This is a genomic window from Pseudoalteromonas lipolytica (assembly GCF_001306915.1).
GTDB lineage: Bacteria > Pseudomonadota > Gammaproteobacteria > Enterobacterales > Alteromonadaceae > Pseudoalteromonas > Pseudoalteromonas simplex.
The window spans coordinates 442813-456364 of record NZ_LJTC01000002.1; the positions used below are offsets into that span (position 1 = coordinate 442813).

12 protein-coding genes are annotated in these 13552 nt (G+C 41.6%); 6 read left to right on the forward strand and 6 right to left on the reverse strand.

Going from position 1 to position 13552, the window contains the following annotated elements; translation table 11 throughout:
* Window position 1: 1 nt before the first annotated feature.
* Entirely contained in the window at window positions 2-1627 is a 1626-nt protein-coding gene (locus tag AOG27_RS03935; RefSeq protein WP_054551689.1) for a FapA family protein, read from the forward strand.
* Here AOG27_RS03935 and rnt read toward each other — a convergent pair.
* Window positions 1611-2291 carry a ribonuclease T gene (gene rnt / locus AOG27_RS03940; RefSeq protein ID WP_054551690.1) on the reverse strand — a complete coding sequence of 227 codons (681 nt, stop codon included), beginning with the start codon at window positions 2289-2291 and terminating at the stop codon, window positions 1611-1613. The genes AOG27_RS03935 and rnt overlap by 17 nt on opposite strands.
* A 216-nt stretch (window positions 2292-2507) precedes the next feature.
* Between rnt and AOG27_RS03945 the strand changes: the two genes are divergently transcribed.
* Window positions 2508-3386, forward strand: coding sequence for a flagellar protein MotY (locus tag AOG27_RS03945; protein ID WP_054551691.1), 879 nt, complete (start codon window positions 2508-2510; stop codon window positions 3384-3386).
* Window positions 3387-3407: 21 nt separating this feature from the next.
* On the opposite strand, the gene AOG27_RS03950 is transcribed toward AOG27_RS03945, so the two are convergent.
* Window positions 3408-4313, reverse strand: a complete 906-nt coding sequence (locus AOG27_RS03950) for a DMT family transporter (RefSeq protein ID WP_054551692.1) — start codon at window positions 4311-4313, stop codon at window positions 3408-3410.
* A 406-nt stretch (window positions 4314-4719) separates the two neighbouring features.
* Here AOG27_RS03950 and AOG27_RS03955 point away from each other — a divergent pair, with 406 nt between their 5' ends.
* Entirely contained in the window at window positions 4720-5922 is a 1203-nt protein-coding gene (locus tag AOG27_RS03955) for an aromatic amino acid transport family protein (protein WP_082389182.1), read from the forward strand.
* Between the two features lie 222 nt (window positions 5923-6144).
* On the opposite strand, the gene ggt is transcribed toward AOG27_RS03955, so the two are convergent.
* Both ggt and AOG27_RS03965 read right to left on the reverse strand, forming a co-directional pair.
* On the reverse strand, window positions 6145-7803 hold the full coding sequence (gene ggt, locus AOG27_RS03960) for a gamma-glutamyltransferase (protein WP_054551693.1): 1659 nt from the start codon (window positions 7801-7803) through the stop codon (window positions 6145-6147).
* Window positions 7804-7879: 76 nt separating this feature from the next.
* The gene (locus tag AOG27_RS03965) at window positions 7880-8425 is read right to left on the reverse strand and encodes a GNAT family N-acetyltransferase (RefSeq protein ID WP_054551694.1); all 546 of its coding nucleotides are present in this window, start codon (window positions 8423-8425) and stop codon (window positions 7880-7882) included.
* Between the two features lie 49 nt (window positions 8426-8474).
* On the opposite strand from AOG27_RS03965, the gene AOG27_RS03970 reads away from it, so the two are divergent.
* Entirely contained in the window at window positions 8475-8843 is a 369-nt protein-coding gene (locus AOG27_RS03970) for a hypothetical protein (protein ID WP_054551695.1), read from the forward strand.
* A 41-nt stretch (window positions 8844-8884) separates the two neighbouring features.
* Here AOG27_RS03970 and AOG27_RS03975 read toward each other — a convergent pair whose 3' ends face one another.
* Window positions 8885-11107 carry a TonB-dependent receptor gene (locus tag AOG27_RS03975; protein WP_054551696.1) on the reverse strand — a complete coding sequence of 741 codons (2223 nt, stop codon included), beginning with the start codon at window positions 11105-11107 and terminating at the stop codon, window positions 8885-8887.
* Window positions 11108-11496: 389 nt separating this feature from the next.
* Between AOG27_RS03975 and AOG27_RS03980 the strand changes: the two genes are divergently transcribed.
* A complete protein-coding gene (locus tag AOG27_RS03980; RefSeq protein WP_235523671.1) occupies window positions 11497-12339 on the forward strand; it encodes a VOC family protein in 843 nt (280 codons plus the stop codon).
* The gene (locus AOG27_RS21565) at window positions 12339-12491 is read left to right on the forward strand and encodes a hypothetical protein (RefSeq protein ID WP_194441660.1); all 153 of its coding nucleotides are present in this window, start codon (window positions 12339-12341) and stop codon (window positions 12489-12491) included. Before AOG27_RS03980 ends, AOG27_RS21565 begins: the two co-directional genes overlap by 1 nt.
* A 42-nt stretch (window positions 12492-12533) precedes the next feature.
* Here AOG27_RS21565 and AOG27_RS03985 read toward each other — a convergent pair whose 3' ends face one another.
* A complete protein-coding gene (locus AOG27_RS03985) occupies window positions 12534-13478 on the reverse strand; it encodes a hypothetical protein (protein ID WP_054551697.1) in 945 nt (314 codons plus the stop codon).
* Between the last annotated feature and the right edge of the window lie 74 nt (window positions 13479-13552).

The following is a 13552-nucleotide window of genomic DNA, read 5'->3' on the forward strand; positions in this document are numbered from 1 at the left end:
GATGTCGATGTTTTCATTCGATGAACAAAGTGGCTATGTCTCTTTGTGTGAGCATCCTAGGGATGCGGGTTTTCCTACTACGAGTTCTCAATTAATTGAATTACTTGAGCAGTCGCCTTATGCCAACTACGAATATATTGATGCCAATATAGGTAAGTTGTTCATCCCTAGCAACCAATATCAAAGCCAATCGTTAGTGGTTGCTAAAGCCGTTGATGCTCAGCTTGAAGTAAAAGTCGATGCTAAAAACATGGTGGTTGAAGCAAGCCTAACAACAGCCCGTGGCGGTAAAATTGTTAGCATGGATATGGCGCAAGAGGTGCTTGCAGAGGCGGGCGTGATTAAAGGCATTAGTCTCCGTGCGCTCGATACCTTTTTAGGCCAACAATTTAAGCAACCACCCGGCGCCCATTACAGCGCAATTGTTGCCCATGGCAGAATGCCTAAAGAAGGCACTGATGCTAAATTCGTGCGCTTATGCTCAACAGCACAAGACCGCGTTCTTAGCCCGCAAGCGACCTCTGGCGGTAAAGTCGACATGCGTAATTTAGGTGCCATTATTACCGTTAAACCCGGCACGCCATTAATGCAACGAGTGCCTGCAACACCCGGTGAAGATGGCTTTACGGTGTTTGGTGATGTGATGCCTGCAAAACCTGGTAAAGACTTACCTCTTGAGCCATTTGAAGGAACGCGTATCGATCCAAACAATAGCAATATGTTAATTGCCGATGCTAAAGGCGTGCCTGTTGCCCTACCCCGCGGTATGCGCGTGGACGATGTATTGTGCTTTCATCATGTTGATGTAAGTACGGGCCATGTCGAATTTGATGGCAGTGTTATTATCAGTGGTGATGTAAAAGATGGAATGCGCGTCAAAGCAACGGGGGATATCACTGTATTAGGCTTTGTTGAATCAGCCACAATTGAAAGTAAAAGTGAAGTCACCGTGATGCTTGGGGCTGTTGGCAGAAAGCGTGAAAACGTTGAAAACTTTACCTGTAACATCACGGCTTCGCGCACTATCTCTGTTGGTTATGCTCAGTACTGCCATATAAAAACAGAGCAAGATTTATTCATTGAACGCCAAGCTTTGCATTGTGATTTAAGCGCTCGTCGCCTTATTCGCGTTGGCAAAGCCAATAACCCGCGAGGCAAAATTATTGGTGGCAATATTTTAGATGCGATGCGAATTGAAACCGGTGAGCTTGGTGCGCCGTCAGGCACTAAAACACGGGTTTTCATTGCTCAATACTGGCATGATTTACGCCAAAAGCAGCAGCAAATTAATGACTTTGAAAAACTATTAATGACGAAAGCAGCAGCTTTACAGCAAGCACGCAAAAAGGCCAATAAAATACCCGACCCAGCTCAACGTGCGCATTATATTAAAAAGATAACTGCCAGCGAACAGCAAATTAAAATTAAAACAGCCAGCACGAAGAAAAAGAAACACTTAGTGAAAATTAAGATTGCGCGCTTATTAGCAACAAGCCGCTTAAAAGTGAATGAATTAATGCATCCTGGGGTGGAGCTTAAGATAGCGCAAGAGAGTAAACAGTTCTCACGTATTTACCCTCCTAACATGGTGCGTTTTTTTGAAGGCAAAATTACTCAGTCGTTTTAGCGGCTGAGTCTTGCTCTTCTTCACTTGCTTCAGTTTCAGGCAATGGCCAACCGCCAAGTTGTTGCCAGCGATTAACGATTAAACAAAACAGTTCTGCTGTGCGTTCGGTATCATAAAGTGCTGAGTGAGCTTGTTTATTATCAAACTCAATCCCTGCCGCCCTACACGCTTTAGCTAATACTGTTTGCCCTAGTGCAAGGCCTGCCAATGATGTGGTATCAAAGCTAACAAATGGATGAAATGGCGTGCGCTTAATTTTACAACGCTCAATGGCGGCATTTAAAAAGCCGTGATCAAACGCTGCATTATGTGCTACTACCACTGAACGCTGACAACCCGCCGCTTTTTGTGCCTTGCGCACGACTTTACAAATTTCTTTAATCGCTTCTTCTTCAGGCACCGCACCACGCAGCGCAGAAAAAGGATCAATACCATTAAACTCAATGGCCGCTTGTTCAATATTCGCGCCTTCAAATGGCTCAACATGAAAATGCACAGTATGATCAATACTTAACACGCCGTCGTCATCCATTTTCAGTACAGATGCAGCAATTTCTAATAACGCATCGGTTTCTTTATTAAAACCTGCGGTTTCAACATCAATCACAACAGGAAAAAAGCCACGAAAGCGTTTTGCGAAAAGAGTTTGTTCAGTATTTTCCATAGTCTTCTTGGTTTGCCAGTGTAAGCTGGCTATTATGTCAAAAACCACGGCTACTCTGCTAGAGTAAATAGTGTGAAATCGCAGATTCTTACTGAGTTTTTAGGCACATTACTTGCTTTATATTAATCAGCTAGCCCTGTGTTTAGTGTGCTGAAGCAATTAAACACAAAAATTGCCAATTATTTGGCATTGATGATTTGTTGGAGAATTACCGTGATGAAGCTTTCATTACTTCCTTTAAGCCTAGGCCTATTAACCTCAGTTGCAAGTATAAATGCGCATGCAGCCATGCGTGAGTATACCGCTAATGCTGATATGTCGAACTGGCAAATGGTTAAAACTTCTCGCTTAGAATGCCAATTAAATCATGAAGTTCCTTACTATGGTGAAGCAATTTTCAGCACCACTGCCAGTAAAAATAAAGACGTAAACTTTAACCTTGATATGGTCGTACGCCCAGACAACTACAATATTGCTGGTCTAAAAGCCGTACCACCTAGTTGGCGTGCAGGTATGCCTGCTCGCGACTTAGCAAACATGAAGCTATTACGTAAGTTTGACGGCGAGCTTGGTAACAAAACTGCTTGGGAAATGCTCACCGAACTAGAAAAAGGTTACCAACCGACATTTTATTACCAAGACTGGCAAAACAGTGCCGATAAAATTGCCGTTGGTTTATCGAGTGTCAACTTTAAGCAAGCCTATTGGGCGTTTTTACAGTGCCGAGATGCAATGCTGCCATACAGCTTTGAAGATATTTCGTTCACAGTGATGAACTATGAGCCTAATACCAGCAAACTGACTAAATCATCACAAAAACGCTTAGATAAAATTGGCGAATACTTAAAGTACGACACCAACATCGAATCTATTTCAATATCTTCTTACACCGATAGCTACGGTGGTCGCTGGAACAACCTCGAATTATCAAAAAAGCGTGCTAAAGCGATTAAAGATTACATTGTTAGCTTAGGGGTTGATGAAAGCAAAGTAGATACCGATGGTTACGGTGAAAAGCGCCATGTTGCCAGTAATGACAACATTTTGGACAGAAACAAAAACCGTCGTTTAGTCATTCAAATTGCAAAAATGTAGCCGCCGAAGCGGCTACTAGCTTTAACTCATTTCTATTGACTTCACACGCTTAAAGCGCTCAAGCCACTTATCGCCAAACTGAAAAAACGCGAGACTAATCATAATGATGGTCGCGCCAACAATCAGAGCTTGGTCAATGGGCTCATCATTAAGCAAACCACCAATCGCAATTGCAAAACTTGGTGTGATCAGGGTTGTTAATGCGACCGTGCTGGCGTTCAACTTTTGCAATACATGAAAATACGCCAGCGCACCAATTAATGAACCAAACACGCCTAAGTAAACAATTGAGTACAGTGATTTTGCACTCCACATCTGGCTATTAAGTTGGCCATCTACCAGCAACCAAGTAATAAAAAACAGTGGGGTTACAAAAACCAACGCACCAAATGTGGTGGCCATTGGATGAATAGCAATTCTTACCCGTTTGATCATCACACCGCTCAAACTAAAAAAGCACACTGCCATAAATACATATAACAGGCCACTAAGCTGCTCTACTCCCCCTTGAATATGGCGCTGGCTTACTAAAAATAAACCAATTAAGGCACAGCCAAGTGCGCCAAGCTTAATGGCGCTGAACTTAGGTTCGTTCAAAATCTTTTGCGCAAGTAAGCCCGATAAAATTGGCGCAAGACCAAACATCAATGATATTAACCCTGAAGGCACTGTTTTAGCGGCCATGTAGCTTAATAACATGCCGCCAAAAATACCTATGCTTGAATAGCCATAAAGGAATAAAGCACGGCGATGCCAGGGCACTCGGATATTGGCAACAGCAACGACAAACGAAGCCAACACCAGCCCCACCAGCATGCGTAAAAACACAGCCAGGGTTGGTGCTACCGTTTCACTACTCCAAACAATACCCAGTGGTGTTGTTGACCAAATCACCACCATTAAAAAATATGAGGCTTTAACAGGCACTAGCTTATTCCTTTAAAAAGGCGAAAAAAGCGGAAGAAAATTTAAAAGGGAAATAACCAACCGCTTAGAACGCGGTTAGTAAAACTTACTTAATTAACCGCAGCAAATAACTGACCATACGACTGATGAGGTCAGGCGCATACAATTGTTTGTTGGTCGTTGGTTTAGCTGCATCATGGTATTTAATAAAGTAAATTGAAGAAGCTTAAGAATCCGCCTAAATGATGATTTTGTCAACACGAATACTCATGCTATTTGGCAAAAAGTTTTTTGCTGATTTCAACAGCCTGTTTGCACATGTAAATCATAGGTTACATTTAATTTCTTTGATTTATAACAAAACTATTTAAGTTTTGTTAAACAAGTTATATCTTGCTTGCCTCTCACGAAGTTTAAGGGGCAAAAAGTGCTTAAAAATAAAACAATAGGTAGCATGTTAATTGTTGCTGGCACCACCATAGGTGCAGGAATGCTGGCATTGCCTATCGCCTCCGCAGGGCTTGGTTTCACAACAGCGTTATCACTTATCTTACTTACATGGGTTTTAATGACCTACACAGCATTACTGATGCTAGAGCTACATCAATATGCCGACAGAGATGCAACCCTCAATACGTTAGCTAAGTCATGGTTAGGTAAACGTGGGCAATGGGTCGCTAACTTTTCTGTGATGTTTTTGTTTTACGCATTATGCGCTGCGTATATCGCAGGTGGTGGTGCGCAATTACAAGAAAAGCTCAACAATGGTTTATCGCTTTCTTTAGCGCCGCAAGTTGGCTCAGTTATTCTGGCTGTTGTGATTGGTACTGTGGTGACACTCGGTACCAGCAAAGTCGATAAGCTTAACCGCGTACTGTTCACTATTAAAGTATGCGTACTAGCCAGCTTATTTTATATGCTGACACCTTATGTTCATGGCCAACACTTACTTGAAATGCCAATTGAACAAGGTCTGATTTTATCTGCAATCCCAGTGGTGTTTACCTCGTTTGGTTTTCATGGCTCTATTCCATCGATTGTGAAATACGTGGGTTTAGATATCAAAACACTTCGTAAAGTAATGGTGGCAGGTGCAGCATTGCCTTTAGTAATTTACATTTTTTGGCAATTACTTAGCCAAGGTATGATGAGTCAAAGTGACTTACTACAAAGCCAAGGGTTACCCGGTTTTGTAAGCAGTGTTGCTAGCATTGCTCACAGCCCACACGTTGCCACCGCTGTGAACATTTTTGCTGATTTAGCACTGGCCACGTCTTTCTTAGGGGTGAGTTTAGGTTTATTCGACTTTTTTGCTGATGCATTTAAAAAAGGTGATGGCAGTAAAGATCGTATCAAAACAGCCTTGATCACCTTTATTCCACCGCTAGGCTTTGCGCTATTCTACCCGCAAGGGTTTATTATGGCACTTGGCTACGCCGCCATTGCGCTGGTTATTTTAGCGGTGTTTTTACCGGTTGCTATGGTCTATAAGCAACGAAGCAGCAAACCTGATGCGGGTTACCAAGTTAAAGGCGGTAATATTGGCTTAGCACTGGCCGCCCTGTTTGGTGTGCTTATTATTAGTGCTCAAGGTTTACAAATGGCGGGGCTTATTCCAGCAATTGGTTAAACAGCTCATCAAAAAAAGCACCCGAGGGTGCTTTTTTTGTACCTGTGTTTAAGGTGTAATGCCAATTCGCTTAATTAAGTAGTCTATTTTGAGGCAAGAAAACCTTGTTGATAACAAGGCAAAAATTTCGTTATTTAGTTGTTCTAAATGAGAAATTTTTAACGCAGGTAGCGACAGGTTTAATCCCTCAAAATGATTAAATATTATTGCGGATTGGTATAATTAAAACACCATCGCCTTACCTCGGCCAGATGCTTCAGAGGCTGCATCTAATTTACCGTCTTTATTGATAATCACATGCATATCACCAAAATGGCGTTCATCAAGTGTATAACCCATTTTTTCAAGCGCTTTAACAACCTTTGGTTCAAGACCTGTGTGGTATCTAATCACATTTTTAGGCCATAACTGGTGATGAAAGCGTGGGCTGTCTACCACTTGCTCAGCAGTCATATCAAATTCAACCGCATTTAAAATTGACTCATACACAGAGCTAATAATCGTGGTACCACCCGGAGAGCCAGTTACCATTTTAACTTTGTTATCCTGAAGTAGAATGGTCGGTGTCATTGAGCTCAACATGCGTTTATGGGGTTGGATTTCATTAGCTTTACCACCAATAGCACCAAATACATTCATCACACCTGGCTTGGCACTAAAGTCATCCATTTCATCATTCAAAATGAATCCTGCGCCCGATACAACCACACCGCTACCAAAACTTAAGTTGATGGTCGTGGTATTCGCAACGGCATTGCCCCACTTATCTAGAATAGAAAAATGCGTTGTTTGCTCACTTTCGTGTAATCCCGGTTTGATGTTCTCGGTAGTTGAAATGGCATCTGGGCGAATTGTACTTGCACGATTGCTAAGATAATCATCTGCAAGTAGAGCTGTTTTTGGCACCTCATAAAAATCTGGGTCACCTAAATATTCAGCTCTGTCGGCAAATACGCGTTTACCTACTTCAGCCAAAATATGAACATAGGTGGTCGAGTTGTGCTCAAGCGTTCCTTCTGGCTTTGCCAAGTCGTACATTTTTAGCCACTGTAAAATAGCAATACCACCTGAACTTGGCGGTGGCGATGTGAGCACTTCGTAACCGCGCCAATTACCTTTAATCGGTGTACGCGATTTAGCTTGATAAGCTTTTAAGTCTTGCTCAGTAATAATGCCGCCGTGTTGCTTCATAAACGTCGCAATGATCTTCGCTGTCTCACCTTCGTAGAAACCTGCTTTACCTTGATCACGAATACGTTTTAGTGTGGCGGCAAGTTCCGGCTGTTTAAATACCTTATTTGCTTTGGCATCAGCAAAGTAATCGGCAAAGTTAATGTTTACCGATTTTTTGGCCATTCGCGCAATGTAACGCTCGATACTTGCGGCTAGCTTAGGATGCACAATAAAGCCCTGCTCGGCTAATTTAACCGCAGGCTCTAGCAGAGTCTTCCACTCTAAGCTGCCGTGCTTTTGATGGGCAAGCCACATTCCAGCAACACTGCCTGGTACACCACTTGCATGAATACCGTACACTGACATGTTATCAATAACATCGCCTTTATCATCAAGGTACATATCGCGATGAGCTGCAGCAGGGGCTGTTTCGCGGTAATCAATAAAATCACCTTTGCCATCTTTTTGGATCAGCATAAAGCCGCCACCACCAATGTTACCGGCTTCAGGTAAAGTGACCGCTAATACAAACTGTGCCGCAATTGCCGCATCGACGGCGTTACCGCCTTGCTCTAAAATAGCCCGCGCCGTATCACTGCTGTAGCTATCAGGCATTGCGACAGCTGCTTGTTTTGCAAAACTTGACGGATGAAAGAATATCGCGGTAACGATAAATAGATGTGCCGCGTATTTGACTAAATTTGCCATGGTACTTCCTTTATCTTGATGTTATTTTGACCATTTAGACATGTGAAACCCTTAAGGTCAATTAGTTACGATTAACTTAGCTAAGCTGCTCTTTAGGACATGAATAAAGTACTGCAGGTAATTCACCTTGCTCATCTTGATGGATATAGTTTTTTACAAACTTAAGGCCTAGTTTTTCCATCACCTTTATTGAGCCTAGGTTATCTTTAAGTGCTGTGGCACTGAGCGACTTTATTTCTTCTGGCTCGCTTACGGCTTTAGCAATGGCAAGTGCTGCCTCAGACGCATAACCTTTGCCCCAGCTCATTTTTTTAAAGCGCCAGCCAATTTCTAAATCACTAAAGTCAGGCTGTTCAAAAAAGCCCATAGGCCTGACCAATACCCAACCGATAAATTCATTGCTCTCGATGATGTTTACTTGCCAAAGCCCCCAGCCTTTTTGCTCATTTTTATAGGCATTCAAGCGTGGAATAAACACCTCTTTAATGGTCTGCATAGTGGATACTTTGCCACGAGTTAAATGTTTCATTACCTCAGGGTCGTTATCGAGCTCATAAAGTAGCTCGGCATCATTTTCATCCATTAACCGAAAACTTAATCGTGCTGTTCTAGCTATATTCATTTTTTATTGCTTATACTGCTTAATTGTTGATTAACCATTAGAGAAAAATATGAACAAATTAGCAAGCTTAGTTTTATTAGGCTGTATTGCCTTAACGGGTTGTGATGACGCAGAACAAGCCAAGAAAGATGCCAGCGAAGCAAAAGAGGAAGTAAAGCAAGCGCTAAATGATGCTTGGAGCGACGTAAAAGACGCCACCAATGAGTTTAACGACGACTCACTGCAAGAGTTACTCGAAGAGAGTAAGAAAATGGGCTTAAGCATGTATGATGACGGTAAAGAAATTGCCTTAGATGCATGGATTGAGAGTAAAGAAGCGGCTGGTGAGCTTTCTGAAAAAACCAAACAAAAAGCAAAAGAACTGGCTGAAGAATTAAGAGAAGCGCGCGAAAAACGCGAGCAAGAGAAAAATAATTAAAAAGAAAGGGCAAGTATTTACTTGCCCTTTTTTGTTAGTAATTAAAGCTCAAATTCTTTTTTGAATTTTAAGCCAAATTCACTGCGGTCATTGCTGCGCATTACGCCAACAAAACCAGATTGTTGTAAACGACCAACATCGTATACTTCGTTTAACACGTTCTCACCGTAAAGAGTCACTTCAAAGTCACCGTTCGGGTTTAAGTAAGAAATGTTGAAACCCACTAATTCACGAGAATCAATGTGTTCACTTTGGTTGTAAACTGATTGACCTTGCATATCGCTACGGTATGAGTAGTTAGCGTTTACTGCCACTGTGCCACCGTTACTTAAATCAATGAAATAAGAAGGTGCGACCATAACAGTCCAACGTGGTGTTAGTGCTGGTGAGTCGCCTTTACCAATACCTAATACACCGTCATCCACTTCTGTGATTTCTGAATCTAGGTAACCAATCGCGCTACGTAGCGTAAAGTCATCTGTAAATGCAATTGTTGTTTCAAGCTCGATACCTTGTGCTTTAGACTCACCCGCGTTTTCTACGATAGTAACGAAACCGCCACCTGCAGTTGGATCTGAGAATGGTAATGCCAGGTCTGTGTAATCAGTAACAAACACCGCAAGCATCATAGATACATCTTCATGTACCTGACCTTTAAGGCCTAGCTCATAGTTAATTGCTTTTGTTTCATCGAAAGAAACAAATTGATCAGGACCACCAAATGGACGCGGTGGGAAACCACCTGTTTGATAACCTTTTTGGATTTGGCCATACACGTTCATGTTATTGCTAAGCTGGTACGACGCATTTAAATCCCATGTTACCGCATCAAAATCAGCACTTACGTATTTGCGTGTTGCAAACGTTGGGAATGAGGCATCGGCTTCTTTTTTATCTTTCGAATAACGTAGACCACCGCCCACAGTTAAATCGTCGCTTAGGTCATAGCTCGCATTGATATAAGCTGCGTATGAGTTAGTTTCTTGGTTGATATCAAAGTAACCATAATCACCAAAAGACGCTGTAGTACCATCATTCAGTAGACCATCAGGTGTATTGAATGGGCTAAATACAAACGGGCCAGAGCTTGTGAAGCCATCTTCATTAAAGAAGTATAAGCCAGACACAAAGTCCATGTTATCGAAGCTACCGTTTAACTGGATTTCGAATGAATATTGATCTGCGCCGCCTTCTTCTGGGAATTCAGATAAGTTAAGGGCAACAGCGTCATCATCAAGACCCCCTTCGTATTCTGAGCTACGGTAGCTTGTGATGAACTTAGCTGTATACGTATTATTGATATCCCAATCAGCAGTTAAAGACGTGCCCCAGCCTGAATAAGCCGTCGATTCAATACCCGCTACCGTTGTTGCTAAATCATCAGGATCGCTTGGTAACATGTCTTCTGTAAGTAATGGGAAATCACCATTGAATGGGTCATTCGGATCAAGTGGTGCCGTTAGTTCAATTGTGTATGGTGATTGACCTGATTCGTTATCAACACCATCAATTGAGAACACAAAAGATAAGTCGCTGTTTGCTTGCCATTTAAGCGCCATACGACCGCTTAACTCTTGCTCTTCACCAATTTCTTTTTCTGGGTTTGCAAGGTTAATCGCTTCACCTACACCATCGCGTTGTTTATAAGACACGCTTGCAGACATGCTTACAGTGTCGGTAAGGCTGTTATTAAAGTAAACGTCACCGGCTAAACGACCACGGCTACCTACTTTTGCCGTTGTCGTTACAATGCCTTCGTCACCAGGTTGCTTAGTAATAATATTTACTGCACCACCTAATGTGTTACGACCATACAAGGTACCTTGTGGACCACGTAATACCTCTACACGCTCAACATTTGGTAATGATAAGTTAGAGCCCATTTGGCGACCTAGGTAAACACCATCTAAGTAAACACCTACACCCGGATCAGTTGTGATCACGTGGTCTTGTAAACCAATACCACGAATAAATACAGATGCATGGGCCGCATTACCTACACCATAACGAGTGATGTTTAGGTTAGGTACGTATTTACCAATGTCTTCTAGGTTGCTCATGTTCGCTTTATCAATCAGGTTCTCGCCGATTGATGTCACTGCAGTTGGCGACTCAAAAATGCTTTCTGTACGCTTACGCGCTGTTACTTCGATTTTTTCGAAAGCATCTTGTTTAGCAGTGGTTTTTTCTTGCTCAGCAAAAGCTGAAGTAGATAATGCAGCAACAATAGCTACAGTTAACTGTGAGAGGTGACGTAATTTCAATTAAAACTCCAAAGGATACCGTGTGTGTGTATTTTTACCCGTAAATTTCAGGCATAAAAAAAGACGCTTAGGTGTAAGCATCTTTCCTCTGGAGGGGTATTATATGTCAGTTTTGTGAAAATATGTATAATTTTTTTAATTTAATGCTGATTATATTAATTTAAACAATTAAATGTATGACAATTTGAATAATCTCTTCATTTAAATGACTATTGCAATTAAAATTATTGCGCAAATTCAAAGAGTAACATAACAGCAGTATAAATTTATCCTATTCCCACGCATTTAGTAGTAGTTAGATTATTCTATCGTAACACTTCAATTTGATTGAATTTCAAACAAGTAATAGTCTATGCTTTTATTTGATCCCATTTTGCAAGGAGCAAATTTTGAAATTACTCACCCCCTTTCGTGCTGCAATTTTAATGGCAGTCGCTGCGGTCTCATTGACCGGTTGCCAGCTTTCTTCAAGCGAACTACCCGCAATCAGTGATTCAGGAACAAAGAACTCAGGTCACGTAGTGTGGCATGATTTGATCACACCTAATTTGGCACAATCTCAAGCATTTTATGCCAGCGTGTTTGGATGGCAATTTCAAGCCGTTAACGACAGCTACACGCTGGCATCATTAGATGGAAAATTAATTGCTGGTATGGCAGAGCTTGATAATAAACAAAATGCCAGCCATTGGCTGAGCCTTATCAGTAGTAAAGACATCGCTGGCGTTAGTGAAAAAACTATCAAAGCCGGAGGTAAAGTCTTAGTAAGCAGTACCGAAATTAAAGGCCGTGGCACTATTGCTGTATTAGAAGATCCACAAGGGGCTGTTTTTTCACTGATCAATACCGTAAATGGTGACCCTGAAACGCATCAAACTGATAACAGCTGGGTTTGGCAAGAAGTATGGAGTGATAACCCAGAGCAGAGTAAAGCCTTTTACCAATCACTTGGTAATTATTCAGCACAAAGTAAACCGCTTAATAATGGCAATTACAGTTACTTAGCCTTAAATGGCAAACCTGCGATTGGCTTTGTAAAAAAACCAGATGCCGAGATTGGTAATACATGGGTGAATTACATTAAAGTAGCCGATATTGATGCAACCCTATTAAAAGTAACCTCGGCAGGCGGCATCGTATTGATGGCACCAAGTGACAAAGTACGAAGTGGCAGTGTCGCAATTATTCGTGATCCAGCCGGTGCTGGTATTGTTATTCAGGAGCAAATGTAATGAATAAAAAAATAATTCGCCTAGCTGCTCTTGCAGCTGCAATATTAACTTTAAATGCCTGCACCCCCTATGCAAGCCTAGATATTAATGCGCCATTTAAAGTAGGTCCTGTGTACGTTAACCCAAGTATTGGCATTGGCGGTACACTTTAATCAATTTCAGGGCGCTGCGTTTTAAACAAAGCGCCCTATTCATTAGTGTTTTACTTTTAAGCGTTGCACCTGGGTCAGCACATCTTCAGCTTTGGCGCCTAGGTAAACGTAAATTGCCAGTGCAATCAACAGACCTACCACAGCAAACATCATCAATACAGCAGGTATAACATACTCAGTTTGCCCGAGTGCTGCTTTAAACATGGTTAGTAAGGCTTCTATCGATACTGCAATCAAAATTGTTGAGATAAAGCGTGTGATCGTACGTCTTGTTGAGCTGTGGCGAAAAATATCCTTATGCATGAGGATTTCTTCTTCTAGAATTGTTTTACCTAAATCAAAAATAGCCAACGCTAAAGTAACAAAGATAATAATAGTAAATGGTTTAAGCGGGTCTGACTGGGTGTCTTCGCTAATCACTAAGTCCACCATTCCAGCAAACACTTTATATAACAGATAGAACACCAAGCAAAACAAACAAGTGACAATCAAGCCATAACCTACCTTAAAGTAAGGTGTCATTCTGGCTCGTTTGGTGTCTCCCATAATAAATTCAATCAGTTCTGTTAAACACACATCGATAACCAAAAACTGCTGTTTATCGTTGCCTGAAGGGATTGTTTTGATCACTGAGATACAAAGATGCTTAGTCGCAGTCGAAATATACGGCGAAGTAAAATCCGGCACAAGTGTTGACGAAGCGAGTAAAAAATAAGGCCGAGCACTTAAGTCCTGTCCTGCTCCAATATGACCCAGTTTCTTGCTGTATTGACGCTTAAAGCAGACATTATCACCTTGCTGAATGCCTTGTTCATTCAAGCAATATTGCAATTCTAGAAATGGATATTGATTGACGAGCTGTTGATAGGCATGCTTGTTAGTCAACGATGCCTGAACGCTGGCAAGTATAGAAAGAAGCAGTTCATGAATAAGCTGTTGTTGCTCTTCATATCGTTCTATAGCACTTAAATAACTCATTCTGGCCATCTTGCTTCCTCAAAGTAGTGATATCAACTCTAGTTAAGCAAGGAAGACTCCAATTTTTATTTCAATTAATAATC